This window comes from Polaromonas sp. OV174, from assembly GCF_900112285.1.
GTDB lineage: Bacteria > Pseudomonadota > Gammaproteobacteria > Burkholderiales > Burkholderiaceae_C > Polaromonas.
In genome coordinates this window covers 1-24,091 of record NZ_FOKZ01000028.1, presented here as the reverse complement: position 1 = coordinate 24,091, position 24,091 = coordinate 1, and the positions used below count along the sequence as shown (strand labels likewise).

Here is a 24,091-nt window from a genome sequence, read left to right as displayed (position 1 = left end):
CCTTTGTAAATTGCATTGCTCTTAAAGACGCCAGAGTTTGTACCCAGCGCCCTCAATGGCGCTGCGATCAAATGCGGCCTTGACGTCGATGAACGCGCCACCCTTGACCAGTTTTTTGGAGAAATCCTCCACGCTGAGCGCAGCAAACTCCTTATGCGCCACTGCTGCCACGATGGCATCGGCTCGCGGCAAGTCGTCCCAGGACAACAAGGGCACCCCATATTCATGCACGGCTTCAGCCGACTCGGCCTGCGGGTCTGTCACAAAAACTTCGACGCCATAAGTCTTGAGTTCGTTGATGATGTCGATGACTTTGGAATTACGCAGGTCGCCACAGTTTTCCTTGAAGGTGAGCCCAAGCACATTGACTTTGGCGCCCTTGATGTAGCTGCCACCGGCGATCATGTGCTTGATCGTCTGCTCGGCGATGAACTTGCCCATGCCGTCATTGATGCGGCGCCCAGCCAGGATAACCTGCGGGTTGTAGCCCAGCATCTCTGCCTTGTGGGTCAGGTAATAGGGATCAACGCCAATGCAATGGCCGCCCACCAGGCCCGGCTTGAATTTGAGGAAATTCCATTTCGTCCCAGCGGCTTCGAGCACCTCGGTGGTATCGATGCCGAGCTTGTCAAAGAGGATGGCCAGCTCATTCATAAGCGATATGTTCAAGTCGCGCTGGGTGTTCTCTATCACCTTGGCGGCCTCGGCTGCCTTGATGCTAGACGCACGATGCACGCCAGGCACGATGATGGTTTCATACAGCCTGGCCACCCTTTCCAGCGTCTCAGAGGTATCACCCGAGACAATTTTCAAGATTTTTGTGAGTGTGTGCTCTTTGTCACCCGGGTTGATGCGCTCGGGCGAATAACCGACGAAGAAATCCTGCTTCCACTTCAGGCCAGACTCGCGCTCCAGTACGGGGATACAGACTTCTTCCGTAGCGCCAGGATAAACCGTGGATTCATAGACCACGGTGGTGCCTTTTTTCATGTGGCGACCGACGCTTGTGCTTGAGCCGATGAGGGGGCGAAAATCTGGAATATGGGCGTTATCGACCGGTGTCGGGACGGCCACGACGATGATGTCGGCCTCGGCCAGCAAGGTGGGATCAGCCGTGTACACCGCCTCGGGCGAGGCGCTCATTTCTTCGTCTGACAATTCACGGGAGGGGTCAACGCCTTTGAGGCATGACTCCACTTTGGACACAGCAATGTCAAACCCGATGGTGCGAAAGTGTTTGCCAAACTCCACCACCAGTGGCAGACCGACATAACCCAAACCGATTACAGCAACCACAGTCATGACAAAACCTCCACAGCATTTATGAAGCTAAAGGGCGATCAAAATACTTGTCACTCACTTTTTTTCCGAATCTTCAAAAATAAGTCATTGATGGTGACGTAATTGGTTGTCAAAAAAGACTCCAACACCGCTTCATCGTTTTCAGCATTGCCCTTAGGGGTATAGACAACGATGACCGCAGAGTCATCGCTTCGACCTGTCAACTGATAGTAGGCGCTATAGACTTTGGCTAAGTAGTCACTAGATGTCAACAAGCCATTGACCCAATAGACCTGCCAGACTAGGAGCCGACTGCTGCCTGACTGCTCGGTCAACCCGGGAGCGCGCAACTCAGCGACGCGCAGGTCAACCGGTTCTCCTCCAAGCACAAGTTCACGCCTTGCGCTGGCCACTTGGGCCCATTGGCGGTCATTGCTGGCCACGAGCACATTGTTGGAACTGACCAGTTTGCGACTGTAGTCCTGCTGGCGGTAGTAGCCTAGGTAGAGCCCCACGGTACGATTCTGGCTGGCATAGCTGCTATTGATCTCGGCGGATGGATTCTGGAACCGGGGTTTGAACGCCAATAAGCCTTCATCAACAACCCGCCAATCTGCCGCCAAGGATGCTGGCGCCTTGAGCGATACGAGGCCAGTGCCTTCGCCCTGGTTAATTACCGATAGGGTAATCTGGGGCAATGCCACCAATAGAGCAAAGCAGGCCGTCACCAACCAGAGTGCTTCAGCCGTTGCGGTCGCTTGGACTGGAGAATGCAAAAGGCTTGGGAGGACCCCCTTTTGAGGCTCTGCCCATCGGGCGCCAACGATGAACATCAGCATGATGACGACGCCAAAAAAGACCCAGCCATAGATCAGATGATCAACCCCGACAGCAATCTTATTGTCAGAAAAATGTCCTAGCATGACGATCATGTAGGCACGCAACCAGTTGGCGACGATGGGCACCAGAATGGAAATGAGTACGAAAAGTAGACGGCGCGTGGTGGACTGGTAGTTGAGATAGGCAAACAAAGTACCCACGGTGAGCGACGCAATCAGATACCGCACGCCACTGCATGCCTCAACCACCGACCAGTTGCCGGAGGGGATAACGAACAGAAGGCCTTCCCGATAGACCGGTACGCCGCTTAAGCGCAATGCAATAACGGTGAAGTTGGCTGTCCACTCCATGAACTGGGGCAAAAGAAATTCACCTATGGGCACTGCGAAAAACAGGAAGCCCAGCGGAAAGAGGATGAGCCGCGTAATTGGCCATCCAAGCGTCGCCGGCACCGCCAGAACCAGCAAGGTCACAAAAGCCAATTGAGTCACTGCGTTAATGGCAACTAAATCACCCAGCAGCCAGACAAACGCCGCACTGGCAACTGGCAGCATGACCAAAAACAAGGGCTGAGGCATCTGCACTGCAATCACCCGGCGTTGACGCCAGATAAGCCACAACGCAATGGGTGGAACCAGAAAGCCGTGGGTAAAGGTTTCTGACCTTGACCAGATCAATACCATCCCGACAGCGGTGTCACGGTACAGAAAAATTATCCAGACAAGAAGCAAGGCCAACGCAAAAAGTGCTCGCGGCCATGAGGACACCACATTGGATCGGTCATTGAGCATGGTTGAACTTGCAAGCTGCGTCATGCGCTTACTCGCTCGGATGGGTTCACATCCAGATATCGGTCGATCTCTGACAAATGGGCTGGCCAACTATAGCTGCTCACTACTCGCTGTCGTCCAGACTGGCCAACCAAGGCAGCCCAAGCAGGGGCATTGAGCAAGGTGTCAATCTTGTCGACGAAATCGTGGGCATCGCCGGCAGACAAAATTTCAGTCCCGTTGTGGACATCAATGGCATCCACACACGACGAAGTCGCCACCACAGGACGCGCCATAGCCATCGCTTCCAGAAGCTTGTTCTGGATGCCTCTCGCCACTCGTAAGGGCGCTACAACAACTGCTGCGTGTTGCAAATATGGGCGAATATCAGGCACTGTGCCGGTGACCACTACCGAGTCAGATGCCAAAGCCAGAACGGATGGTGACGGGCTGCGCCCGACGATATAAAAGCGTGCTTGAGGCCACATCTTGCGCAGTGCAGGAAGAATATCGCTCACAAACCAGATGGTCGCATCAATATTGGGCCAGTAATCCATGGCACCGGTGAACACCAGTGGGATTTCTGCTGGCTGCAACTGTTCACGGATGACTGCCAAGGAAAAGGGCGAAATGCGAGCAGGATCTGGTGAGAAATAGTCGGCATCCACACCGTTGCTCATAGATGTGACCCTCTTGGCGCATTCGGGCGCCATTTTTAGAAACAGCGTGGTTTCGTTTTCCGTGACAAAAAAAGAGTGTTGGGCGCGGGCGGCCACTTGGCGTTCATAGCCCAGTAGTCGTTCGCCTTCTCGACCGTATAGCCAAGACATGGGCCAACTGTGCTTAGTCGCGTACTGTGTCCACTTTGCAGAGTCAACATCGACAAAATCTATGAGAACAGGAGGACCGTTGCCATCCAACATCTCATCCACGTATTGCACCATGACGGATGAAAAAACGACGATAGCGTCAATTTTTTGATCGACCAGTATCTGCCTGACCCAGGATCGCAGACCAGCGTTGCGGTAATACCGCAGGCCGAGCGCCTGTTGGGTAAGCAAGCCGCTGAGGCTGCGGAGCTTAGCGATACGGGGGTGGAGACGGGCAATATGGCTATCCCGGCAGAACTGCCGCACCACCTCAACGTAAGCTTCGTCGGCAGGATCGTCTACAAAGGTGCCCAAATAGACGTGATGCTGCTTTGCGAGGTGTTTGAGTAAATGGTAAGAGCGAACCTTGTCGCCCTTATTGGGGGGATAAGGCAGACGGTGCACCAAGTAAAGAAGATTGCCCATGGTGGTGGGGTCAGCCGAGGTTGCGAACGACAAAAGGACCCAACCAGTTGGCCAGGGAAAGAGGCATGCGCCGCCAAGCGCTGATCATGAGTTGGTATTTTGCGTTGCTGGGATTGTTTTGCGGTATGGCGTCACGCTTGTAAAGGCAATACTGATAGTGCAAGGGTTTCGGCTCAAATCCCCAATTTTTCTTGAACGCATAGGGACCGGTGCCCTGCTTGCTTCGGCCGTAGTCAAACACCTTGAGGCCACGAGCGCAGGCACGGCGCATGAGCTCCCAATACTTGAAGTCATTGGCTGCGAGGTCTCGGGCTGGTTCAAAGTCGCCTGCGTAGTAAGGCAAAACCTCGTCGCGAAAGTAAAAACTGATCACGCTGCTCAAGGGACGCCCATCGGGCGCAACGACGGTGAGTACTTCACAGTCAGAACCAAACACGGTCATCAACGCCTTGAAATACTTTTTTGGCAACGCAGGGGTGCCATGTCGATGAACGTTGTCGGAAAATAGGAGAAAGAACCTGTCAACGGTGTCATCAATTTCACTCGTCAAAGCATTCTTGATGCCTTTGCGCACCATGGCGCGCTGCTTGCGTGGAATGGCAAGCATATTGGCTTCCTCTTCTGCCAGTATTTCTTTGCGAAAGGTAACGTACAGATCCTGGGTGGGCCAGTCGATGTGACGCAGGTTGACGTTGCGTAGTTCAAGATGCGCTACACCGAGCCGCTTGGCGATATGCTGGGCTTCAAGCTCTAGCGCTTCAGCCGCCGGCGTATTGATCGCGGCCACACCGCCATACACCGCGAACGGCAGGCTGGTGAGCGCACTTCCAAACAACCAGCTATTAACATGTCCAAGAGGCAGTACGCCCTGAATACGGCCATCCATCTCTGCGTACAGAAAATAGGTGTCATGGTGAAAAACATCGCGTACGATATTTTGCCAACCGGCACGATGAAAAAATGTGGCCTCGGGGCACATCAGGACGAATGCGTCCCATCGCGCTGCCGTGGCGACGTCTTGTGTGGCTAGGCGCCTTATCGTTAGCAAGGAGTCATCAGGTAACAGCGACATGTTTGGCAAATTTCTCTGGGAAAATTTGATCCATTCGACCCCATTTGAAATCACCCAGTAGTTGATTCAGCCGACTTTCCATGCGGTTAATGTTGACGTAATGCCGAAAGCGCGTCTTGCTGCTGATACCCGCAATTCGAGGCTGGTCGGTGTCAATCTCCCAGGGATGAAAATAGAAGACGCCGGATTCACGATCGTCAGAGTTGACTCGGCCGAGCATCCAGCGTGACAGAGCGTAGGGCAACAATCTGAAATAGCCTCCCCCACTGCATGGCCAGTTACGGTTGAGTAGCCGCAAAGTCGTGATAGGGATTTCCGTCAACCCCGGACGCACCTCGTAGGCAAAGCGCGGTGAGTTCGGCATGCCATAGTGGTCATGTCGAATAGGATAAACACTTGAACTGTAGCGATAACCTGCACGTGCCAAGCAGTCAAAAGCCCAAAGATTTCCCGTTCCAATCGAGAAACTGGGTGCGCGATAGCCATTGACCTCACTGCCAGCCACATCCTCCAGAACTATTTTGGCCAGATGAATATCGGTAAAAAAAGCCTCTTCGGTCTGCTCGCTGGCGCGCTCGTGACCATAGCCGTGACTGGCCAGTTCATGCCCCTCCTGAACGATTTTCCGCACTAACTGGGGGTAACGCTCGGCAATCCACCCCAAGGTGAAAAATGTAGCCTTGGTGTCGCGACGTGCTAGCATTTCGAGAATGCAATCGATGTTGCGCTCTACGCGACATTCACGGGTATTCCACTCAGAACGCGCTATGTACGGTGCAAATGCCGAAACCTGAAAGTAATCTTCGACATCGATCGTCAACGCGTTGATGATGGTGGAGGCTGGCATGCCGATTTTCTAGTTAGTAACTGATCGGAAGGCCATTCAAGCTTACTTTTGTTTTAACCATTGGTACAAGTCCGCCGTAATACGTTCGGCGGCATGCCCATCCCAAAACTCAGGAACACGGCCACGCTTGCCCCGTCCAGCCAGGATTTCTTGTATAGCACCAACAATGACACTACGGTCGCGCCCAACGAGGATGTTGGTACCCTGCTCCACAGTGATCGGACGTTCAGTGTTTTCTCGCAGAGTTAGGCAGGGCACGCCGAGCGCTGTGGTTTCTTCCTGTAGACCACCCGAGTCGGTTAGGACCACAGTAGCGCCTGCCATTAATCCCAGCATTTCAAGGTAGCCCAGAGGCGGCAATAAAACCATACGTGCTGTATCAACCAAGTCGGACAAACAGAAGCTGTCGATATTGCTGCGGGTGCGGGGATGCAGGGCAAGCACCAACGGCAACTTGGTGGCGACCTCCCCCAACACGCGCAGCAAAGCACGCAGTATTTCAGGATGGTCCACATTGGAGGGACGATGTAACGTTACCACGCCATAACCGAGTGGATGACTCAATACCACAGGATTGACATTGTTGGATTGCAGGGTTTCCTTCGCGCTGCGAGCATTTTTCCGCCCCAAAAAAACCGAATCAATCATGACGTTTCCCGCAAAACAAACTCTGCTTGACGGAATGCCCTCCCGCGCCAGGTTATCTCCGGCTGTACGCTCTGTGATGTAGAGCCTGTCAGAAATCTGGTCTGTGAGGATGCGGTTTATTTCCTCGGGCATGGTTCGGTCGTAGCTTCTCAGTCCCGCCTCAATATGCACCACTGGCACATTTTTTTTAACAGCAACCAGGGCGCACGCCAGCGTTGAGTTGACGTCCCCCACCACCGCCACGCAAGAGGGCTTATGTGCATCGACGACGGGCTCGAAATTACGCATAATTTCGGCAGTCTGAATGGCGTGAGTGCCTGGCCCCACTTCAAGATTGATGTCAGGCCGCGGCAGGTGAAGGTCTTCAAAAAAACGCTCACTCATGCCTTTGTCGTAATGCTGACCGGTGTGCACCAACCGTACCGGCAAGGGCGGTACATGGGCTGCCATGGCCCTGAGAATCGGGGCCATCTTCATAAAATTGGGTCGTGCACCAACAACGCAAAGGACCGGCCCAGAAATACTCATTGGTTGCTCTCCTGGCTAGGCTTTCTAACCGCGGCTACGAGTTGTTTCAGCATACCTAGGCACTCAAGGTTGATGCGCTCCAGACGCAGGACACTTCGCTCCAGACGCCGCAAGCGGCTGTCGTACTGTTCGACTTCCAAGCCGTCAACTTGACTAGAAATAGCATCTGCCAATTTCGGCGTAACCTGCAATTTGGCGAAATCAATATCAACTGCCCCGGTCGGTTTCCGAGCTTGAATACCTGCATCGTCCCAACCCGCGCCCTCCCCCTCAATCATATTCTCAGGGACGGTTGATTCATCGTGAATTTCGCAGACTACCTCATTGACATCATCAAGACCAAATGCATCTTTGCTGCTTAGGAAGCCAAGTAACAACAAGCGGTCACAAATCAGGTTGATACGGCGGGGAATACCTCCAGAGGCTTTGAAAACTCCTTCGAAAGCGTCCATATTGAAAGTAGGCCGACCAGAGGAGCCCGCGCACTTCAACCGATGCTCGATATAGCCCCGCGTTTCGTCCAGATCCAGCGGCCCGATATGGCAAGTCGCGGTAACGCGCTGCCTGAGTTGCTGCATGGTAGGGCTTTGCAAAATAGCACGAAACTCGGGCTGCCCAACTAAAAACGTCTGTAGCAGCGCTTGCTGGCCAAACTGAAAGTTGGACAACATACGGAGCTCCTCTACCGCCCGGGCTGTCAGGTTTTGAGCTTCATCGACAATCAGCAGGCAGCGCTTTCCCTGGCTCGTCTGGTTGATCAGATACGCCTCCAGCGCCATCAGTACGTCGGCCTTGGAAACATCTTTGACCCGCACACCAAAGGCAGCACCCACCATGCGCAAGGTATCTTCAGCATCCAACTGCGTGGTAACGAGATTGGCGGCAACAACCTTCATAGAGTCCAGGCTCTCGAGCAGGCCTCGAACTATGGTGGTCTTACCAGCGCCAACCTCCCCGGTGATGACAATAAAACCTTCGTTCCGCTGTACACCGTACTCGAGATAGGCCTTAGCCCGTCGGTGCTGTTTACTACTGAAATAAAAACTGGGATCAGGGTTGAGCTGGAAGGGCTTGCTGCTTAATCCGTAAAAAACTTGGTACATAAATCAGAACCGCACAATCAAGTTGGCGGTAATGGCGTTTTCAACGTAAGGTGAAGTACCTCTGGAAATAACATGACGGACTCCCACAGAAACAGTCGCCTGTTTTCCGACTTTGCCTGTGATGCTGACATTGAGAAAGCGAATTGTGCTGTCTTGCAAACTCGACACCCCTGATGTTCTTTGCTGCGAAGCAAGAACACCCAATGAAAAGTCTGGGGTCAAGCGATGTGCGTAATTAACGCTGAAGCCGCGCTGGCGAACCACGTCAGACCTATTGAAGTCATCGACGCCCGTCGATACGGTGTCAAGCCTGGAGCTTTCGCTTTTCGTGGCAATAAACGTTATGGTGTCTCTCACACCAAGCAGCGCAAACGACAAGTCTTGCCGCCGCTGTAATGACAAAGCTGACGTCAAAAAACTGCTAACAACGACTGCGTTAGGACTAATTCCATTGGCCAGCAAAAAGGCATTGACCAGCTGTGCGCGCGCTGTCGGGTTGGGCTCAAGAGATGCAAACTGGCTGTAAAGGAGGTCGTAGATGGATCCGAGGCTCCCAACAACCGTCTGATTTGGCGTTGCTGACGCATCCTTTATATCGCTGAATCTCCACGCAGTGCGTGCCGTTCGGTGCTCAAAACTAAGGCGATGGGCGTCTCCGAATGAGCGACGGTCGCGAGATGCTGACAACCTTGTCATTTCCGACGGAGACCAGTCTACTCCGACGCCGCTAGTACTAAAATTTTGCTTGTCGAGGGTGGTGTAGTTATTTGCTTCACGCCCTGCATTGGCAGACACCTTCAATTGGGGCGTGATCGAATAGAACAAGCCCAAGCTGAAACGATCCGCGTCGGTAGCGCGGCCAGCGTTGAAATCAACCCTTTGTTGGCTAACATCTGCCGACCAGCCAAGTTTCGTGAAGGCACTGTCGCCCTTGAAATTTACGACACCATCAACCGTTGTGAAGCCCGATGTCCCCGCAGCATCAGTATTCGTGACAGCTCGGCTGTAGCGAGCGTCATAGCTCGCCCAATCGCCCAACCTGCCACGCACATAGGGCGAAATACGGTAATTTGAAACCTCTGTTCGATTGGCGTTTACAGACGTATTGTCAATTGACTGCGTTCCAAAGGCGGACACAGCCTGCTGAGAAATGGAGCCACTTAAATCAATAAATGCCCAGTTATCAATAGCCTCCAGCGTGCCAAACGTATTCAGCGCATTTTGGGATCGATTGGGTGACGCGCCTTCAGAGTACAGAATCTGATTCAAGGCGTAATCAAAATAACCCTTGAGTCGGGCGCCGGCAATATTCATTCGAATACCGGGACTGACTTCGGTAATCAGTGCTGATTTCTTACTGGCACTGCTAAGGTTCACGTTATCCGTCAGGGTCTCAGTGATCGAAACACGCGGCTCAATTGTTACCGTTCGCTCTGAACTTGACTCCAGACCGGACTCTTGAGCATATATGCCACCCGACGCCATAGCCATACCAGCTGCCACCGGCACTAATGTGGCCGTGGTTCGCAGCCCCCTTAAAGAAAGCAGACCATACACCATCATGACTAGAATTGATGCTGAGGGTAGCCAGACTTTCCACTACTCATGTCTGCGCCATATCCATAGTTATATCCACCATATCCATATACCCCTTTAGAAACAGCTCTTGCCTGATTGAGGAGCATCAATTTAACGGGGCACGCCTCAATGGTGGCCAGCGCATGCCGAACCTCTGACTGCAAGGTTCTTTCCGCCTGTACAACCACCACCACTTGGCCCATATGGGTGGCCAAGACCCGCGCCTCAGTGGTGAGGAGAAGTGGCGGTGAATCAAAAACAACGATGCGGTCCTTATAGCGCCTAGCCATTTCATCCAACAGGCGGATCATTGCATCACTGGCCAGCAGCTCGGTGGCACGGGCATGCGGAGTTCCCGAGGGCAGAATGGTCAGCTTATCAATGTTTGTCTTCAATAGCATGCTGGACATGTCCGTGGACTCATCCAATACAAGGTCAAGCAAGCCTTGGCCATCGGGTAAGCCCAACTTTTTCATTACAGAAGGACGTGCAACATCGGCATCTACCAGCAACACCGTGTTGTCCAATTCGGTGGCAATGCTCATGGCCAAATTGATGGCGGTAAAGCTCTTGCCCTCACCAGGCAAGGCGCTGGTCACCATGATCAAGTTGCCATTGACAATGACTGATGCACTTTTCCCCATGGCATTGCTGATGAGCGGACGCTTGATCACTCGGAATTGATCTGCTATTTGGGAACGAGGGGCAGTTGGGCTGACAATACCTACCGCAGAAAGTGCATCCAGATCAATTTCAACATATCGGGAAAGGGGGATGGACTGCGCCTCGATCGCAGACTTCTTGACTGCATCAACCGCAGATGCCAATGGCGGCGAAGTTGGCATATCAACGCCCGCCTGGCGAAGCTGCTCCATACGTTGCGCTGCCTGCTCGATCAAGCTACTCATAATTGAATCATCCTGCCCGTCCTGACATGAAAGACAAAAAGATCATCCCCGCAATAAAAACCGCAAGCAATCCACATGAAGCGCCTAAAAACTTCTTCAACTGAGTCTTTTCTGTCTGCGCAGCGTTCTCGCCCATCACGAGAGTGACTACTCCCAAGAGAGGTAACCCTACCGCATCACGCAGAGAAGATGCATCGTAAAAAACGGGGCGCAGTTGACTTGCGATAAAGGCCGCTGCAAGTCCTGCGCCTAAGGCAACCAACAAGACAATGGGCATCAGCAGCAGACGGTTAGGTGCAACCGGCTTGGGTGAGGCACGAGGTGGGTCGATTAATCGGAAGTCCGCAACACCACCGACACCATCCAGATCGCCTGACAGCGTTGCCGACTCTCTGCGGGTAACCAGATCGTTGTAGTTTCTCTTGTTGATGTCATAGTCCCGATTTAATTGAGCGAATTCAGCTTCAATTTGCGGGGCGGTCTTCATCAATTCACGCGCCCGATTAAAACGCATTTCGTACTCACCAACTCTTGCTCGCAAAGCTGCAACTTGTACCTCAGAGGTGGCCAGCATGCGATTGAGTTCCTGATAGGCAAGGCTGTTGGTCGACGTCACTGCCGGGTTAGCCATCGCAGTCTTGCGCAATTCTTGCACTTCTTTTTGCTTGAGTGCTTCCAGTTCCTTGATCAGACGCCTAGCCCCTTCAACATCAGGATGTTGCTCGGTAAAGCGCTGTAGCAACCCATCCAGATTACGCTTCTGCGCCTCAATGCGTGCATCAATTTCAGGCGTCGATATCGACAAGGCAGATTCTTGAAGAAGACTGCGCGACGTGATGTCCGCATTTTGTGATTTTTCGGTATCCAACTGGCGTTTGGCTGCCTCACGCGCATTTTCGGCCTCTCGCAAATCTAACCGGGCTTGATTCAGTTGACTACTCAAAGTACCGAGCTGCCCAGCCATATCCTTACCGTCGGCAGTTTGGAGTTCAATGTTTTTAACTTTGAATTCCTTCAAACGTTTTTCAGCCTCTTCGAGCTTGGTCACGTAGGTTTTGATCTGTTCATCGATGAATTTCTTGGCCGTATCGGAGTCTTTGCGCGTACCCCCCAGGCTTGATTCGACAAAAATTGATACTAGGGACTGTATGACTCGTTTCGCCTTATCGGGGCTTGTATCTCGATACGAGAGTACGTAAAGGTTGTCGCGGCCCACATTTTTAATTTCCAGCGATTTCATCAAATCATCAATCAGCGCCTCTTGCGCTACCTTTGATTGACTTTTCAAATCAAGGTCAGCCATGCGAATCAACTTTTCAACATTGGGACGACTGATCAGAGTCCGACTGAGCATCATCACCTGTTGTTCTACATTGGGTTGCACCGCCAAACCAGACATCAAAGGCTTCAAAATAGACTGCGTGTCGACAAAAATACGGGCAGATGCCTCGTATTTATCAGGCACTGAAAGCACCACGAACGTACCGATTGCAGTGACGACCCAAGCAACCAGCAGGCCAAGCCAGCGATGCTTCCACATGCCTTTGGCTGCGGTAAATATTTGGCGAATCAGTTCATCCATCAGATAGCGCCCTTCTGATCAGAATGCAAACACGGCAAAGCTTTCATCAAGCGAAGCACGAAACTGGGACGAGCGAGAACTTAAAACCAGCCTTGCGGAATAATCAGAATGTCACCGGGTTTCATTTCCACATTGGCAGATATATCGCCGCGTTTGATGAGATCTTTGAGACGCACGGAATATCGCTTGTCACCTTCCGAAGCACGCGTTATAGATGCCCCATTGCCATCAGCAAAGTCAGTCAAGCCACCAACAGCAATCATGACGTCAAGCAAGGTCATTTTTTGCTTATAGGGCAAGGCTTGGGGCTTGGCTGCCTCGCCTACGACTCGAATTTGTTCGCTGTATGGGCCAACGAAGCTGGTAACTATGATTGTCACAACAGGGTCGCGTACCAATTTGCTTAACGCTTTTTCGACGTCACGGGCGATCTCCATAGATGTTTTTCCCTGGGCGACGAGCTCATCGACTAGTGGCGTTGACACTTTACCATCAGGGCGAACCGGAACCGACATGGATAACTCGGGATTACGCCAAACGATGATGTTTAAGGTGTCACCAGGGCCAACGATGTAGTTGTAGTCCTGAGTGGCCGCGGCAGCCGGTGCGGGTGGATAGTTGGTCGAGTAACCGGCACATGCAGCGAGCAGACTGATTAATGCCCCCTGCGCGACCCAACGAAATGTGGTTTCTATAGTGATAGAAAAATTTTTCAAAGCATATCCCCTGAAAAAACTGCAACCAAACGCATAGGTACGAAATCAGTATATAGCTCATTTGGCCAATCAATCAACTACAAAAAACTGAACCGCCACACACAGTGATTTTCATGAGGAGCGTATTTCCCTTACCCATTAGAACGTCCGCGTAGCGCAAGTCAGAAGTGCCCCGCAAATCCGAACAACGCTATAAATGGAAACTCTGGGTATTACGCTGGGCCCAACGTAGTCCGGCAAGAAACAGGCTGTCATGGCCAAGAAATTAGCGCGGTACACCCGCCACACGCACAGTCCCGCATTCAAGGCCAGGGTGGCTTTGGCCGCATTGCGCGAAGACCAGGGCATTGGTCGAGCCGTGCAAGTAGTTCGAGCTGCCCCCAACCAGATCACCGAATGGAAGCGGCAATTGCTTGAGCATATGAGCGATGCACTCGGTGGTGGCGTAAAAGCAGCCGAGCCGGTGGACCTTGCACCGCTGCACGCCAAGATCGCCCAGCTAACACAGGAGAGTGTTTTTTTAGAGGGCCCGCTCACCAAGGCGAGATTGCTGAGTGCAAAGCGATGATCGGCCGTAGCAACCAATGTCCCATCCTACGCCAGGCCAAGTTGCTGAGCATGAGCCGGCGCGGTCTACTACTGTCCCGACCCATCAGCAATGCAGATCTACGCACATTGACGAGCTGCATCTGGAACCCACTTCATGGGGCGCATACGGGATGATTAACTGGACCGTGAGAGTATCCACGTTGGGCGGAGTCAAATCAGTATACACATACTTCACATGGGCGTTTAGGCTTTGGCGCCCCAGCCAGGCACCAGTAAACGTGCGGCTGGGCAAACGATCTATCCCTACCTACTGCGCCAAGCTGGCTATCACGCGCGCCAATCCGATCTGAGCGCAGTACCCACCTACATCCTGATAGCCCGAGGCTTTTTCCACCTCACCACCGTGGTGCATGTGAGCAGCCACCGGGTGTTGACCCACAAGATGGCGATCACGCTGAAGACTTGCCGCTTCAGGGAGATTCCCCGCTTTTCAACCCGGCGCAAGGCATCCAGCAGAACGGGTGCCGTGATGGTTGCCAGCGGCAACGCGCCAAGATAAAGAAACAGGTCTTTCTCCAGCCCCCTGAGCCACTTTTCGGCGTAGCTGGTTGACCAGGCGTCGCCCATGCTCTTGTGGAACTCACGCGCCACCAGCTCGAAGTGTTGGCCGCCGCCACCGCCGTAGACTGCTTTTCTTCCCGCTTGGCTGCGCTGGGGTCGATGCCGTCCGCCAGCAACTCACGGGCCTTGTCGCGCCGCTGCCGGGCCTTGGCCAGCGATACCGCCGGGTACACGCCCAGGGCTAGGGTCTTGCGCTTCTCTGCGTGGGCGTAATCCATGCGCCAGTACTTGCCGCCCGCCTTCACCAGCAGGTACATGCCGCCGCCGTCGGTGTGCTTGTCGTCAGCAGGTTTGCCGGTGTGCTTTACCGGCCTCACAAAGGTATCTGCCAATGCCATTGATGCCCCTTTAACGGTATCTCTGTTTGAGGTACCGTGAGATACCATCACAGATACCGTATTTTTGACGGTATCTCATGGTATTAGGTGAAATGGCCTGAGACAACAAAAAACCCGCCATACCAATAAACATGCGGGTTCTGAGACTTTATGAAATGACGGCTTGGCCTGTCCGGAGGGGATCGAACCCCCGACCCTCAGCTTAGAAGGCTGATGCTCTATCCAACTGAGCTACGGACAGATATAAAAAAAGCCCACATAGTGGGCTTTTTTTATTTATTGTTGGTCGGAGTACAAGGATTCGAACCTTGGACCCCCTGGTCCCAAACCAGGTGCGCTACCAGACTGCGCCACACTCCGAAGATCATTATTCTAACCGCTCAAAACACCAAATGCACGTTACCGTGCAAATTCTTCTATTCTTTTGTCAAAATTTTTTAGTGCCTATGCCGCCAGCCCCATAGCCAAGGCCTGCCACACCCCTGTAACTGGGATCATTGGCACTGCACAGCGGCTCTCTGGCTGGGATGTCACAAAAGCGGTAGATTTCAATGAAAGAAGGAGTAAAAAATGGCAGTGAGCATCATCAGGCTGGGCACGCCCAGAAGTACTCAAGAGGGGCTACGCATCGGTACTGTGCGCCGGCCACCACGTGGCGTCCCGAAAGCCGAATTTGCGTCGCAAAACTGGTACGACGTGTGGTATCCAAATCTTGCGCCACACGCCGACACCATGAAGCTGGCACAAGCCGCCCAGACAAATCATGACGCCGTGGCCTGGGCTGAGTTTCTACGAAAATTCCGCGCCGAAATGCACGAACCGGACGCCAGTCGCAGCCTGGACCTGCTGGCGGCCCTATCGCACCACGCCCACTTTTCGATCGGTTGTTACTGCGCGGACGAGGCCCACTGCCACCGCTCGCTGTTGCGCGAACTGCTTAGCGAGCGGGGGGCGCTGATCGCGAAATAAGAACCCGTCTTAGCCCCCTATCCCGGCGCAAGCTTTATTAAAATTCAGCTTCATTCCCCGGACGCCCTTTTCCCACACAGACTTCGATGAAACTGACCATACTCGTAGGCACCATGAGCAGCACCGCCAACTCCGTGGCGCAAGCCGTCCAACTGGCCTGCTCAGACCTGGTCGGTGACATCGAGGTTACGCTGATGGATGACCTTGATATTGGCATCTTTGAGGCCGGAAAAGTTGCCAATACGCTTTACCTTATCTGCAGCTCTACTTACGGCTCGGGCGATGTGCCAGACAACGCCCGGACACTTTTTGAGTCGCTGAGCGCACAACCACAATACCTTGGTCATGTGCGCTATGGCGTGATGGCCCTGGGGGACAGTTGCTATCCGCAGACATTCTGCTTTGGCGGCAAGCAATTTGACACTGCGCTACAAGACCTGGGCGGCCAGCGCCTCGGCGAAATTTGGTGTCATGACGCCAGTAGCGGCATTCCGCCCGAAACCGATGGCGCCGCATGGGGCCACTTATGGCTGAGCAGCGCGCTGCAAACTGTCAGCGTCTCTTCCGCCGCCGCCTGAATTGGCAAAAAACTGAGCACCACTCGCCCCATGCTGGGCTTGAGACATACCGGCATTGTCGGGATGCAGCCTCAGGGTCAGCCCTGATAGCCCACCGTGTTTTTTCGGCGCACCATCGCCCGATGTTTTGTGGCAACGGCACTTCCGCCAGCCTCAGACATGGTTCATTCACCCTTTAAATAGGACGCATCACCCATGAAAAAGTTCACCCAACAATGGCTTGCTGTGGCGCTGGCGACAACCGGTTTGATGGCGGCGGCACCCGCGATGGCGGGTAAGACACTTGACGCGATCAAGGCCAAAGGCCAAGTCGTGTGTGGTGTCCATACCGGCCTCGCAGGTTTTTCCGCAGCGGACTCAGCAGGTAAGTGGGCGGGCCTGGACGTTGATGTTTGCCGAGCCATAGCGGCGGCAGTCCTGGGTGATTCCGAGAAGGTGAAATATGTGCCATTGACGGCGCAGCAGCGCTTTACCGCGCTGCAGTCGGGCGAGATTGATGTGCTTTCACGTAACACGACATTCACGCTCACCCGCGACGCCTCGCTGGGCCTGAATGACACCGTTGTGACCTATTACGACGGCCAGGGTTTCATCGTTACCAAAAAGAGCAACATCAAATCGGCAAAACAGTTCAAGAATCAAACGGTGTGCGTGCAATCTGGCACCACTACCGAGAAAAACCTGACCGACTATTCCAAGGCCAACAACCTAAACATCAAGACCGTGGTGTTTGAAAAGGAAGAAGCGGCCACCGCGGCCTACTTTGCCGGTCGCTGCATTTCCTACACCACCGACGCCTCGGGACTGGCGTCGATTCGCAACAAGGTAGCCACCACACCAGCGGATCACGTCATTCTCCCCGACCTGATTTCCAAGGAGCCCTTGGGCCCCCTGGTGCGCCGTGGCGACGACGAGTGGTTTGCCATCGTCAAGTGGGTCATCTACGGACTCATCGAGTCCGAGGAATACGGTATCACCCAGGCTCAGGTTGATCAACTCAAAACCAGCAGCCAGGACCCAGTCGTCAAGCGCATTTTGGGCAGCGGCGAAGACTCCGGCAAGCTGCTGGGGCTGGATAAGGACTGGATGGCCCGTGCCATCAAGGCCACCGGCAACTATGGTGAGATTTTCGAGCGCAATGTTGGCCCCAACTCGGCCCTGGGCCTGCCGCGCGGTATCAACAACCAGTGGAACAAGGGGGGCTTGATGTACGCCCTGCCCATCCGCTGAGCCTACTGCTGCGCCCTTGAGCGTTACGTCGCTGGTGTCTTGCCTGCAAGGCACCAGCGGTTTGCGCAAACGCACGTCGGCCCTGGCGCCGTCACCCTCCCCATTCTGGGTTGCAACGCTGAGTCGTGAATCCCCCAACAGAGGCTTCCATGTCACCTAAAAGCCCACCCAAGAAAAGTAGCTGGTCCTGGCGCAGCCAAGCCTTCAGAGGCTTGGTCTACCAGATCATTGCCATAGCACTGATAGGGCTGACGGTCTGGTTCCTTGTTGGCAACACGCTGTACAACATGCGGGTCCGCGGCATTCAAAGTGGATTCGACTTCTTAAACCAGCCGGCCGGCTTCTCGATTGGCGAGAGCCTTTTCCCTTTTGATTCCTCAGAAAATTACTGGCGCGCCTTTCTGGTCGGTATCACCAATACTTTGCGCGTTGCCGTGGCCGGCATCATTGCCGCGACCGTTCTGGGTACGCTCATTGGCGTGGGCCGGTTTTCCCGCAACGCCCTTGTACGGGGACTGTGCAAGGCTTACGTCGAGTGTTTCCGCAACATTCCGGTTCTGCTTCAGTTGCTGATGTGGTACTTGGTGCTGACCGAGATATTCCCGTCGATTCATGAGGCCTGGAAAGTCGGTCCTTTCTTTCTGAGCAAGGGCGGCGTGAATTTCCCCATCCCCATCTGGGAAGCAGGCCAGGCTTGGGCGGCCGCAGGTCTGGTCGCGGGCATGGCCCTGGCCTGGGTCTATCGCCGCTGGGCCAGGCAACGGTTTGAAGCCACGGGCAAGCCCCCAAGCATGTTCTGGGCACCCCTGGCTATCGTTCTGGCAAGCGGGGTTTTGGGCTGGCTGCTGGGGGGCGCACCCACTGCCATGGACCTGCCGGTCAAGGGCGAGTTCGCGGTGGAAAACGGCGGCGCCCTCACCCCGGAATTTCTGGCCATCCTGATGGGGCTGACGATTTACACCGCCGCCTTTATTGCCGAGGTGGTGCGCGCCGGTATTGCCTCGGTGCCCGCCGGTCAGGCCGAAGCCGCCGCCGCGCTCGGCCTGGATCCTGGCCTGGAAATCCGATTGGTGATGCTGCCCCAGGCCTTGCGCGTGATCATTCCGCCGCTGACCAATCAGTATTTGAATCTGACCAAGAACTCCTCCCTGGCCGTGGCCATTGGCTATCCCGACATCGTCTCAATTGCCAACACCGCCATGAACCAAACCGGACGTGCCGTTGAATGCATTGTCATTTTGATGGCGGTCTACCTCAGCCTGTCGCTGCTCACGGCGGTACTGATGAATTGGTACAACGCACGCGTTGCCATCCAAGAACGTTGATTGGAAACCTGCATCATGAGCGCACCACCCTATCACCTCATTGCCCCTCGCCCCGCCCCCACCAATACCGGAGGCCTGCTGAGCTGGCTGCGCCTGAACCTGTTTGGCGACTGGAAAACCGCGACCGCCACCGTCATCCTGGGAGGCCTCCTGCTATGGTTTGTGCCGCAAATTCTCAACTGGTCGCTGTTCAGCGCGGTCTGGCTACCCGACCTCAAGGCCTGCCGAGCGGCCGAGGGGGCCGGTGCCTGCTGGGGCGTGGTCGCCGAAAAATACCGGCTCATCATTTTTGGCCGCTACCCCTTTGAGCAGCAATGGCGTCCGCTGGTCGCCACGCTGCTGATGCTGGCCATGCTGGTGGCCAGTTGCATGCGGTCTTTCTGGAAGCCCTGGCTGCCAGGACTGTGGATAGTGATGCTGACGGTCTTTTTTGTGCTGATGTACGGCAATGTGCTGGGCCTGAGCAAGGTGCCCACAGACCGCTGGGGCGGCCTGCCGCTGACCATACTGCTGTCCACCCTGTCCATCGTGATGGCGTTTCCGATTGCCCTGGTGGTGGCGCTGGGGCGTCGCTCCAACCTGCCCGCCATACGGGTTTTCTGCACCATTTATGTGGAGCTGATTCGCGGCGTGCCGCTGATTTCAGTGCTCTTCATGGCCTCCTTCATGTTTCCGCTGTTCATGCCTGAGGGCATGACCATCGATGTCCTGCTGCGCGTGCTGGTAGGCATCACCTTGTTTTCCGCGGCCTACCTGGCAGAGGTCATACGCGGCGGCCTGCAGGCCATCCCCAAAGGCCAGATCGAGGCCGCGGCGACCATAGGGCTGTCGTACTGGCAAACCCAGCGCAAGATTGTTCTGCCGCAAGCGCTGGCCATGGTGGTTCCCAACATCGTGAATAGCTTTATTTCCATTTTCAAGGACACTTCCTTGGTCAGCATCGTGAGCCTCTACGAGCTCACAGGCGCACTTGACATGGCCATCAACGCCGATGCCGACTGGAAGCCGTTCAAGCTGCAAGGCTATCTTTTCATTGCCCTGATTTACTTCGTCTTCTGCTTCTCGATGTCACGCTACAGCCAGTGGGTCGAAAAGCAGGTCAACAAAAGCAAGCTGCGCTAAGCACCGCCAGGTCGCCAGCCACCAACCTCCATACCGTCCATGTCTGAACCCATCATCTCCTTCGAAAAAGTCAATAAGTGGTACGGCAACAACTTCCATGTGTTGCGCGACATCGACCTGCAAGTGGCCCCTAGTGAACGCATCGTGGTTTGTGGCCCTTCCGGCTCTGGCAAGTCCACGCTGATACGCTGCATCAACCGGCTCGAAGAGCACCAGCAAGGACGGCTAATGGTCGACGGCGTGGAGCTGATGGACGATGTCAAGGCGATTGACCAGGTGCGCAAAAAAGTCGGCATGGTGTTTCAGCAATTCAACCTGTTTCCCCACCTGACGGTGCTGGAAAATCTGACTCTCTCGCCGATGTGGGTGGGCAAGTTGCCTAAAAAAGAGGCCACGGAAAAGGCCATGCAGCAACTGGAACGCGTGCGCATCGCCGAGCAAGCCAACAAATACCCGTTGCAGCTCTCCGGCGGCCAGCAGCAGCGCGTGGCCATTGCACGGGCGCTTTGTCTGACACCCAAGATCATGCTGTTTGACGAACCCACTTCGGCGCTGGACCCGGAAATGATCAAGGAGGTGCTTGACGTGATTGTGGAGATGGCGGATCAGGGCATCACCATGATCTGCGTCACGCATGAAATGGGCTTTGCCAAAGCTGTCGCCGATCGCGTGATCTTTATGGATCAGGGGCAGATCGTCGAGCAAAACAATCCAAACGATTTCTTCAACCATCCGCAAAGCGAACGCAGCAAGGATTTCCTATCGAAAATCCTGGGCCACTAAGCGGCCAAACGGCAATTTGAAGCACGACCTCGGCGTCCGCTGGCACCGGGGCGCCTAATCCCACATCCTAGGTGAACTGGAATTACAGCTCAGGCGCAATCGCCTCGGCATAGTCATAGAGCGCGCCCAGAATCGCTTCGCCACGCTCGTCGGCGCCTTCTTGCAGCGTGTCGATCTCGGCAAACAGCGCATCCACGCCGCGGGCACCGCCCTCGCCTTCCAGCAGACGCGCCACGCGGTGCGCCTCCCAGCGTTGCGCTTCTTCGGGCGTCAGGGTTTCGGGAAAGTTGCGGGCGCGATAGCGAAACAGCAGCTCCCCCAGGCGGTCGTCGTCAAAGCCGGTGCGGTTGTGCGCCATTTCGGCGGGCGACAAGGCTCGCAACTGGTTGAGGCGCCGGCGATCGCTATTGCCTATGAAGCCGCCGTACAGGTCTTCGTCCACATCGGGCGTGCCCTCTTGGGGGCGATGAAACACCTCGGGCCAGAGCGCGCTCATGTCGGGCAGGCCGGCGGCCTTCTCCGCGTTTTGCATTGCGGCGGCCATGTCCACGCCCCAGCGCGCCGCCATTTGCGGCGTGAGCGTGTTGAGGTTGCGCACCACCATGGGCGACTTGTTGAGGTGTACCGATTTCATCGGCAGCCGGGTCACGCCTTCTGGCAGTTCGGCTGATTTGCTGAACAGACGCTGGCGCAGCGTGGCCACATCCAGCATTGCCAGCTCACTAGGGTCGTGCGCCAAGTCCCAGGCCAGCAGCTCGTTTTTATTGGTCGGATGCGTGGCCAGCGGCCACATCACAGCCAGACAGCCGCGCTCGGACGCAAACATCCCCGAAACATGTAAAAACGGCCTGGCCGTCATGCGACTTGCGGGCAGGCCCAACTCGGCGGCGACACGGTCTTTTTTGTGCAGACCCAGGCAAAAATCAAACAGTTTGGGCTGCGCGGTGCGGATCAGCCGCGCCAACGCGATGGTGGCGCGCACGTCGGACAGCGCATCGTGCGCGGCCTCATGCAGCAGGCCGTTGGCGCGCGCCAGGTCTTCGAGCTTGAAGCTGGGCTTGCCGTCTTCCTTGGTCGGCCAGACGATGCCCTCGGGCCGCAAGGCGTAAGCCATGCGCACCACGTCGAGCAAGTCCCAGCGTCCGCAGTCGTTTTGCCACTCGCGCGCATAGGGATCGATCAGGTTGCGCCAGAACATGAAGCGCGTCACCTCGTCATCGAAGCGTATGGTGTTGTAGCCCACGCCTATGGTGCCGGGCTGAGCCAGCAACTGCTCGATCTGCGCGGCAAAGGAGTGCTCGGCCACACCGTGCTGCAGACAATGCTGCGGCGTGATACCGGTGATCAGGCAGGAGGCTGGATCTGGCAGATAGTCATTGGCGGGCTGGCAATAAATCATCAAGGGCTCGCCGACCTCGTTCAGCTCGGCATCGGTGCGAATGCCGGCAAACTGCGCCGGCCGTTCGCGCCGGGTATTGAGGCCGAAGGTTTCGTAGTCGTGCCAAAGAAAGGTGTACGGAGCCATGGATTGGATTTTCAGTAATTTTTAAGAGAAATAGGCCTGTAGCGCATATGAATCAGGCGCAAGCAGCTATTGTTTTTATAGCATCACAAAAAAGGCCGATAGCGTGATGCTACCGGCCTTTGCCAGCGCTTTTCAGCGCAGTTGAGAAATGGCTGCTGCCAATGACTATTTATTGCTTTGTGTGCAGATGCTGATAATCATTGACCATCATTCCGGTACCTCCAATCCAGGACGGAGCCAAGAACGCACCTCTTCAAAAGTGGCGCTTCGCCAAGTGCCATGCGCACCATGGCAGCCACGTTTGATGTGGTATCCCCGCCCGTCTCTCCTGGCCTCTAGCCAACACTCCGCACCGCCGGGCTCAGGAATCAGAATCTGAACGCCTGGGGGCATGTGAGCAAGGAATGCATCCAGTTGCTGCTCATCCTGCGAACATGCGTACTGCACACGCGAGCCGAATATCTCTCTAGTTGAGGACGTTGCTATTCCTAGTTCATTGAGATTCATAAGGGATATTTGCCTCAAGTAGGCTGACTCGGGGGCATCGTGGAATGTCCGATTTTGGCCGCACTCTGCCAGATGGCTGAACGTCCGGTTCTGGCCGCACTCAGGCGTCCGGGACAGAACTGCGTGAGCTTCAGCTGGGGGCGCTACAGCACACTTCATTGCGCTCCCACGCCGCCTGCTGAAGCACAACGCGGTAGCCATCGAAATCGGCAAACGTGCGACCGCGGCGTTGCCAATACGGATTGAAGGAGGAGACCTCGGTGAATCCGGCGGCAAGCATGGCTCCGGATAGGCGCTGCCATTCCGCAAGGTCCGGTATATAGAAGACGGCAAGGTCATCTACTGTTGGAGCCGGAATTACCGGATGGTCGCGGCAGTGCGTGAACGCGAAGTGGTACGACAAGCCAGGAAACCCAAGTATTGCCGCATCAAACCCTTGGTGGTCTACAAACCGGTCGAGTTCACGCAGGCCGAGGCCATCGCAATACATGGCGAGCGAGCGCTCCACGGAACTGACTGGGCGAACGATGCGAAGCTGAACAGTCATGCGCAAAAATCTTCCATAGACGAATTGAATCTGCACCGCAAAACAGTATGACACGTGCGTGGTCCAACGCTGCTGCGTGGTTGTGCGCTCACCTCGTTATCCGCGCGAGGGGATTGCCCACCGCTTCCAGTCTGGCTTTGCCGCAGCACTTAATGTCAGCTCCTGGCCGATAGAACCAATTCGCTCTGTCGTGCTCGAGCCGTGTGCGTCACCGCTCCACATGGACAACACCAGAATTTTTGGGGTTACTGGTCAACGATTACCGGCACGGATGATCAACTAGAACGGAATACGCATTTGTGCGCCTGCTACCGGATCTTGCCTGGGTCTGGACCTCACGAACTTGTCAGTTCGGGCTAAGGCATGGCGCGTGCAGGTGCTGCGGGTACACCAACACCGGCCAGGGCCAGGGCGCTGGTGCGAACTATCAGAATTTTGATAGAAAAAGCCTATTTCGGCCGTGGATAGTGCGCAAACAGCTATCGTATTCATAGCATGATCGGCATAGGGGGCCTCCATTCTTGGAGGCACCCCTGCCACACCACCCGGCATGCGGGTCCGCACCGGGCGGTTCGAGCGCTTGAGGTCAGGACAGTCTTGGCACCCCCAGCCCATTGAAGTACGCAATCGTCAGCACGATCTTGATGACCCCATTGCTGTTGCGCCACCAACGGTGGCAGTTTCCCGCCACCTGCTTGGCAACGTCTTCGCTGGCACCCATCGCCTTAAGCCCCCGGTAAATCGTCCTCGGCCGCTTCCAATGCCACAGCTGGATCGCCCTCAGGCGGTGGCGCAACCATTTGTCCAACGTTCGCCAGACTTTTGGCGT

21 protein-coding genes, 2 tRNA genes and 1 pseudogene are annotated in these 24,091 nt (G+C 55.1%); 7 read left to right on the top strand and 17 right to left on the bottom strand.

Translation table 11 applies throughout. The annotated features are described in order from the left end of the window. Positions 1-21 precede the first annotated feature (21 nt). The 11 genes from BM160_RS19120 to BM160_RS19070 all read right to left on the bottom strand — a co-directional run bounded on the left by BM160_RS19120 (position 22) and on the right by BM160_RS19070 (position 13,102). Positions 22-1,302 (bottom strand): nucleotide sugar dehydrogenase, encoded by a 1,281-nt coding sequence (locus tag BM160_RS19120; RefSeq protein WP_092007763.1) that lies wholly within the window; start codon positions 1,300-1,302, stop codon positions 22-24. A gap of 50 nt (positions 1,303-1,352) precedes the next feature. Further along, on the bottom strand, positions 1,353-2,936 hold the full coding sequence (xrtA, locus tag BM160_RS19115; RefSeq protein ID WP_092007762.1) for an exosortase A: 1,584 nt from the start codon (positions 2,934-2,936) through the stop codon (positions 1,353-1,355). Continuing rightward, complete coding sequence (locus BM160_RS19110; protein ID WP_092007761.1) at positions 2,933-4,186, bottom strand: TIGR03087 family PEP-CTERM/XrtA system glycosyltransferase; 1,254 nt, start codon at positions 4,184-4,186, stop codon at positions 2,933-2,935. Before BM160_RS19110 ends, xrtA begins: the two co-directional genes overlap by 4 nt. A 10-nt stretch (positions 4,187-4,196) precedes the next feature. Next, positions 4,197-5,258: a FemAB family XrtA/PEP-CTERM system-associated protein gene (locus tag BM160_RS19105; RefSeq protein ID WP_092007760.1), complete on the bottom strand. Its 1,062-nt coding sequence runs from the start codon at positions 5,256-5,258 to the stop codon at positions 4,197-4,199. Continuing rightward, positions 5,242-6,105, bottom strand: a complete 864-nt coding sequence (locus BM160_RS19100; protein ID WP_092007759.1) for an XrtA system polysaccharide deacetylase — start codon at positions 6,103-6,105, stop codon at positions 5,242-5,244. The genes BM160_RS19105 and BM160_RS19100 overlap by 17 nt, the downstream gene beginning before the upstream one ends. 42 nt (positions 6,106-6,147) lie before the next feature. Beyond that, positions 6,148-7,281, bottom strand: a complete 1,134-nt coding sequence (wecB, locus tag BM160_RS19095) for a non-hydrolyzing UDP-N-acetylglucosamine 2-epimerase (RefSeq protein WP_092007758.1) — start codon at positions 7,279-7,281, stop codon at positions 6,148-6,150. After that, positions 7,278-8,384, bottom strand: a complete 1,107-nt coding sequence (locus tag BM160_RS19090; RefSeq protein ID WP_092007757.1) for an XrtA/PEP-CTERM system-associated ATPase — start codon at positions 8,382-8,384, stop codon at positions 7,278-7,280. Before BM160_RS19090 ends, wecB begins: the two co-directional genes overlap by 4 nt. 3 nt (positions 8,385-8,387) lie before the next feature. Then, a complete protein-coding gene (locus tag BM160_RS19085; RefSeq protein ID WP_092007756.1) occupies positions 8,388-9,947 on the bottom strand; it encodes a TIGR03016 family PEP-CTERM system-associated outer membrane protein in 1,560 nt (519 codons plus the stop codon). Positions 9,948-9,949: 2 nt separating this feature from the next. Further along, positions 9,950-10,870, bottom strand: coding sequence for an XrtA-associated tyrosine autokinase (locus BM160_RS19080; RefSeq protein WP_092007755.1), 921 nt, complete (start codon positions 10,868-10,870; stop codon positions 9,950-9,952). A gap of 7 nt (positions 10,871-10,877) precedes the next feature. Next, positions 10,878-12,452 carry an XrtA system polysaccharide chain length determinant gene (locus BM160_RS19075; protein ID WP_092007754.1) on the bottom strand — a complete coding sequence of 525 codons (1,575 nt, stop codon included), beginning with the start codon at positions 12,450-12,452 and terminating at the stop codon, positions 10,878-10,880. 80 nt (positions 12,453-12,532) lie between these two features. Further along, complete coding sequence (locus BM160_RS19070; RefSeq protein ID WP_092007776.1) at positions 12,533-13,102, bottom strand: XrtA/PEP-CTERM system exopolysaccharide export protein; 570 nt, start codon at positions 13,100-13,102, stop codon at positions 12,533-12,535. Positions 13,103-13,421: 319 nt separating this feature from the next. Between BM160_RS19070 and BM160_RS19065 the strand changes: the two genes are divergently transcribed. After that, positions 13,422-13,736 carry a hypothetical protein gene (locus tag BM160_RS19065; protein ID WP_092007753.1) on the top strand — a complete coding sequence of 105 codons (315 nt, stop codon included), beginning with the start codon at positions 13,422-13,424 and terminating at the stop codon, positions 13,734-13,736. Between the two features lie 451 nt (positions 13,737-14,187). On the opposite strand, the gene BM160_RS19060 is transcribed toward BM160_RS19065, so the two are convergent. From BM160_RS19060 to BM160_RS19050, 3 genes are all read right to left on the bottom strand, one after another. After that, positions 14,188-14,676 (bottom strand): Arm DNA-binding domain-containing protein, encoded by a 489-nt coding sequence (locus tag BM160_RS19060; protein ID WP_255369005.1) that lies wholly within the window; start codon positions 14,674-14,676, stop codon positions 14,188-14,190. 164 nt (positions 14,677-14,840) lie between these two features. After that, positions 14,841-14,917, bottom strand: a tRNA-Arg gene (locus BM160_RS19055). A 42-nt stretch (positions 14,918-14,959) separates the two neighbouring features. After that, a tRNA-Pro gene (locus BM160_RS19050) sits at positions 14,960-15,036 on the bottom strand. A gap of 210 nt (positions 15,037-15,246) precedes the next feature. Between BM160_RS19050 and BM160_RS19045 the strand changes: the two genes are divergently transcribed. From BM160_RS19045 to BM160_RS19020, 6 genes are all read left to right on the top strand, one after another. Continuing rightward, the gene (locus tag BM160_RS19045) at positions 15,247-15,645 is read left to right on the top strand and encodes a DUF488 domain-containing protein (RefSeq protein ID WP_092007752.1); all 399 of its coding nucleotides are present in this window, start codon (positions 15,247-15,249) and stop codon (positions 15,643-15,645) included. An 86-nt stretch (positions 15,646-15,731) separates the two neighbouring features. Further along, positions 15,732-16,223: a flavodoxin domain-containing protein gene (locus tag BM160_RS19040; protein ID WP_092007751.1), complete on the top strand. Its 492-nt coding sequence runs from the start codon at positions 15,732-15,734 to the stop codon at positions 16,221-16,223. 195 nt (positions 16,224-16,418) lie between these two features. Further along, positions 16,419-17,453 carry an amino acid ABC transporter substrate-binding protein gene (locus BM160_RS19035; protein ID WP_092007750.1) on the top strand — a complete coding sequence of 345 codons (1,035 nt, stop codon included), beginning with the start codon at positions 16,419-16,421 and terminating at the stop codon, positions 17,451-17,453. A gap of 149 nt (positions 17,454-17,602) precedes the next feature. Continuing rightward, positions 17,603-18,778 carry an amino acid ABC transporter permease gene (locus BM160_RS19030; RefSeq protein WP_092007749.1) on the top strand — a complete coding sequence of 392 codons (1,176 nt, stop codon included), beginning with the start codon at positions 17,603-17,605 and terminating at the stop codon, positions 18,776-18,778. 15 nt (positions 18,779-18,793) lie between these two features. Then, positions 18,794-19,900, top strand: a complete 1,107-nt coding sequence (locus BM160_RS19025) for an amino acid ABC transporter permease (RefSeq protein ID WP_092007775.1) — start codon at positions 18,794-18,796, stop codon at positions 19,898-19,900. 39 nt (positions 19,901-19,939) lie between these two features. Further along, positions 19,940-20,683 carry an amino acid ABC transporter ATP-binding protein gene (locus tag BM160_RS19020; RefSeq protein WP_092007748.1) on the top strand — a complete coding sequence of 248 codons (744 nt, stop codon included), beginning with the start codon at positions 19,940-19,942 and terminating at the stop codon, positions 20,681-20,683. A gap of 82 nt (positions 20,684-20,765) precedes the next feature. Here the strand turns inward: BM160_RS19020 and sbcB are convergent, their stop codons facing one another. The 3 genes and pseudogenes from sbcB to BM160_RS19005 all read right to left on the bottom strand — a co-directional run. Next, entirely contained in the window at positions 20,766-22,208 is a 1,443-nt protein-coding gene (gene sbcB, locus BM160_RS19015) for an exodeoxyribonuclease I (protein WP_092007747.1), read from the bottom strand. A gap of 637 nt (positions 22,209-22,845) precedes the next feature. Continuing rightward, a complete protein-coding gene (locus BM160_RS19010; protein WP_092007746.1) occupies positions 22,846-23,262 on the bottom strand; it encodes a VOC family protein in 417 nt (138 codons plus the stop codon). Between the two features lie 586 nt (positions 23,263-23,848). Further along, positions 23,849-24,091, bottom strand: a pseudogene (locus BM160_RS19005) (group II intron reverse transcriptase/maturase); the annotation flags it as partial.

Coding starts and splice junctions, on each gene's coding strand:
- BM160_RS19120 (WP_092007763.1), bottom strand. CDS start 1,302: ATGACTGTGGTTGCTGTAATCGGTTTGGGTTATGTCGGTCTGCCACTG.
- xrtA (WP_092007762.1), bottom strand. CDS start 2,936: ATGACGCAGCTTGCAAGTTCAACCATGCTCAATGACCGATCCAATGTG.
- BM160_RS19110 (WP_092007761.1), bottom strand. CDS start 4,186: ATGGGCAATCTTCTTTACTTGGTGCACCGTCTGCCTTATCCCCCCAAT.
- BM160_RS19105 (WP_092007760.1), bottom strand. CDS start 5,258: ATGTCGCTGTTACCTGATGACTCCTTGCTAACGATAAGGCGCCTAGCC.
- BM160_RS19100 (WP_092007759.1), bottom strand. CDS start 6,105: ATGCCAGCCTCCACCATCATCAACGCGTTGACGATCGATGTCGAAGAT.
- wecB (WP_092007758.1), bottom strand. CDS start 7,281: ATGAGTATTTCTGGGCCGGTCCTTTGCGTTGTTGGTGCACGACCCAAT.
- BM160_RS19090 (WP_092007757.1), bottom strand. CDS start 8,384: ATGTACCAAGTTTTTTACGGATTAAGCAGCAAGCCCTTCCAGCTCAAC.
- BM160_RS19085 (WP_092007756.1), bottom strand. CDS start 9,947: ATGATGGTGTATGGTCTGCTTTCTTTAAGGGGGCTGCGAACCACGGCC.
- BM160_RS19080 (WP_092007755.1), bottom strand. CDS start 10,870: ATGAGTAGCTTGATCGAGCAGGCAGCGCAACGTATGGAGCAGCTTCGC.
- BM160_RS19075 (WP_092007754.1), bottom strand. CDS start 12,452: ATGGATGAACTGATTCGCCAAATATTTACCGCAGCCAAAGGCATGTGG.
- BM160_RS19065 (WP_092007753.1), top strand. CDS start 13,422: ATGGCCAAGAAATTAGCGCGGTACACCCGCCACACGCACAGTCCCGCA.
- BM160_RS19060 (WP_255369005.1), bottom strand. CDS start 14,676: ATGGCATTGGCAGATACCTTTGTGAGGCCGGTAAAGCACACCGGCAAA.
- BM160_RS19045 (WP_092007752.1), top strand. CDS start 15,247: ATGGCAGTGAGCATCATCAGGCTGGGCACGCCCAGAAGTACTCAAGAG.
- BM160_RS19040 (WP_092007751.1), top strand. CDS start 15,732: ATGAAACTGACCATACTCGTAGGCACCATGAGCAGCACCGCCAACTCC.
- BM160_RS19035 (WP_092007750.1), top strand. CDS start 16,419: ATGAAAAAGTTCACCCAACAATGGCTTGCTGTGGCGCTGGCGACAACC.
- BM160_RS19030 (WP_092007749.1), top strand. CDS start 17,603: ATGTCACCTAAAAGCCCACCCAAGAAAAGTAGCTGGTCCTGGCGCAGC.
- BM160_RS19025 (WP_092007775.1), top strand. CDS start 18,794: ATGAGCGCACCACCCTATCACCTCATTGCCCCTCGCCCCGCCCCCACC.
- BM160_RS19020 (WP_092007748.1), top strand. CDS start 19,940: ATGTCTGAACCCATCATCTCCTTCGAAAAAGTCAATAAGTGGTACGGC.
- sbcB (WP_092007747.1), bottom strand. CDS start 22,208: ATGGCTCCGTACACCTTTCTTTGGCACGACTACGAAACCTTCGGCCTC.
- BM160_RS19010 (WP_092007746.1), bottom strand. CDS start 23,262: ATGACTGTTCAGCTTCGCATCGTTCGCCCAGTCAGTTCCGTGGAGCGC.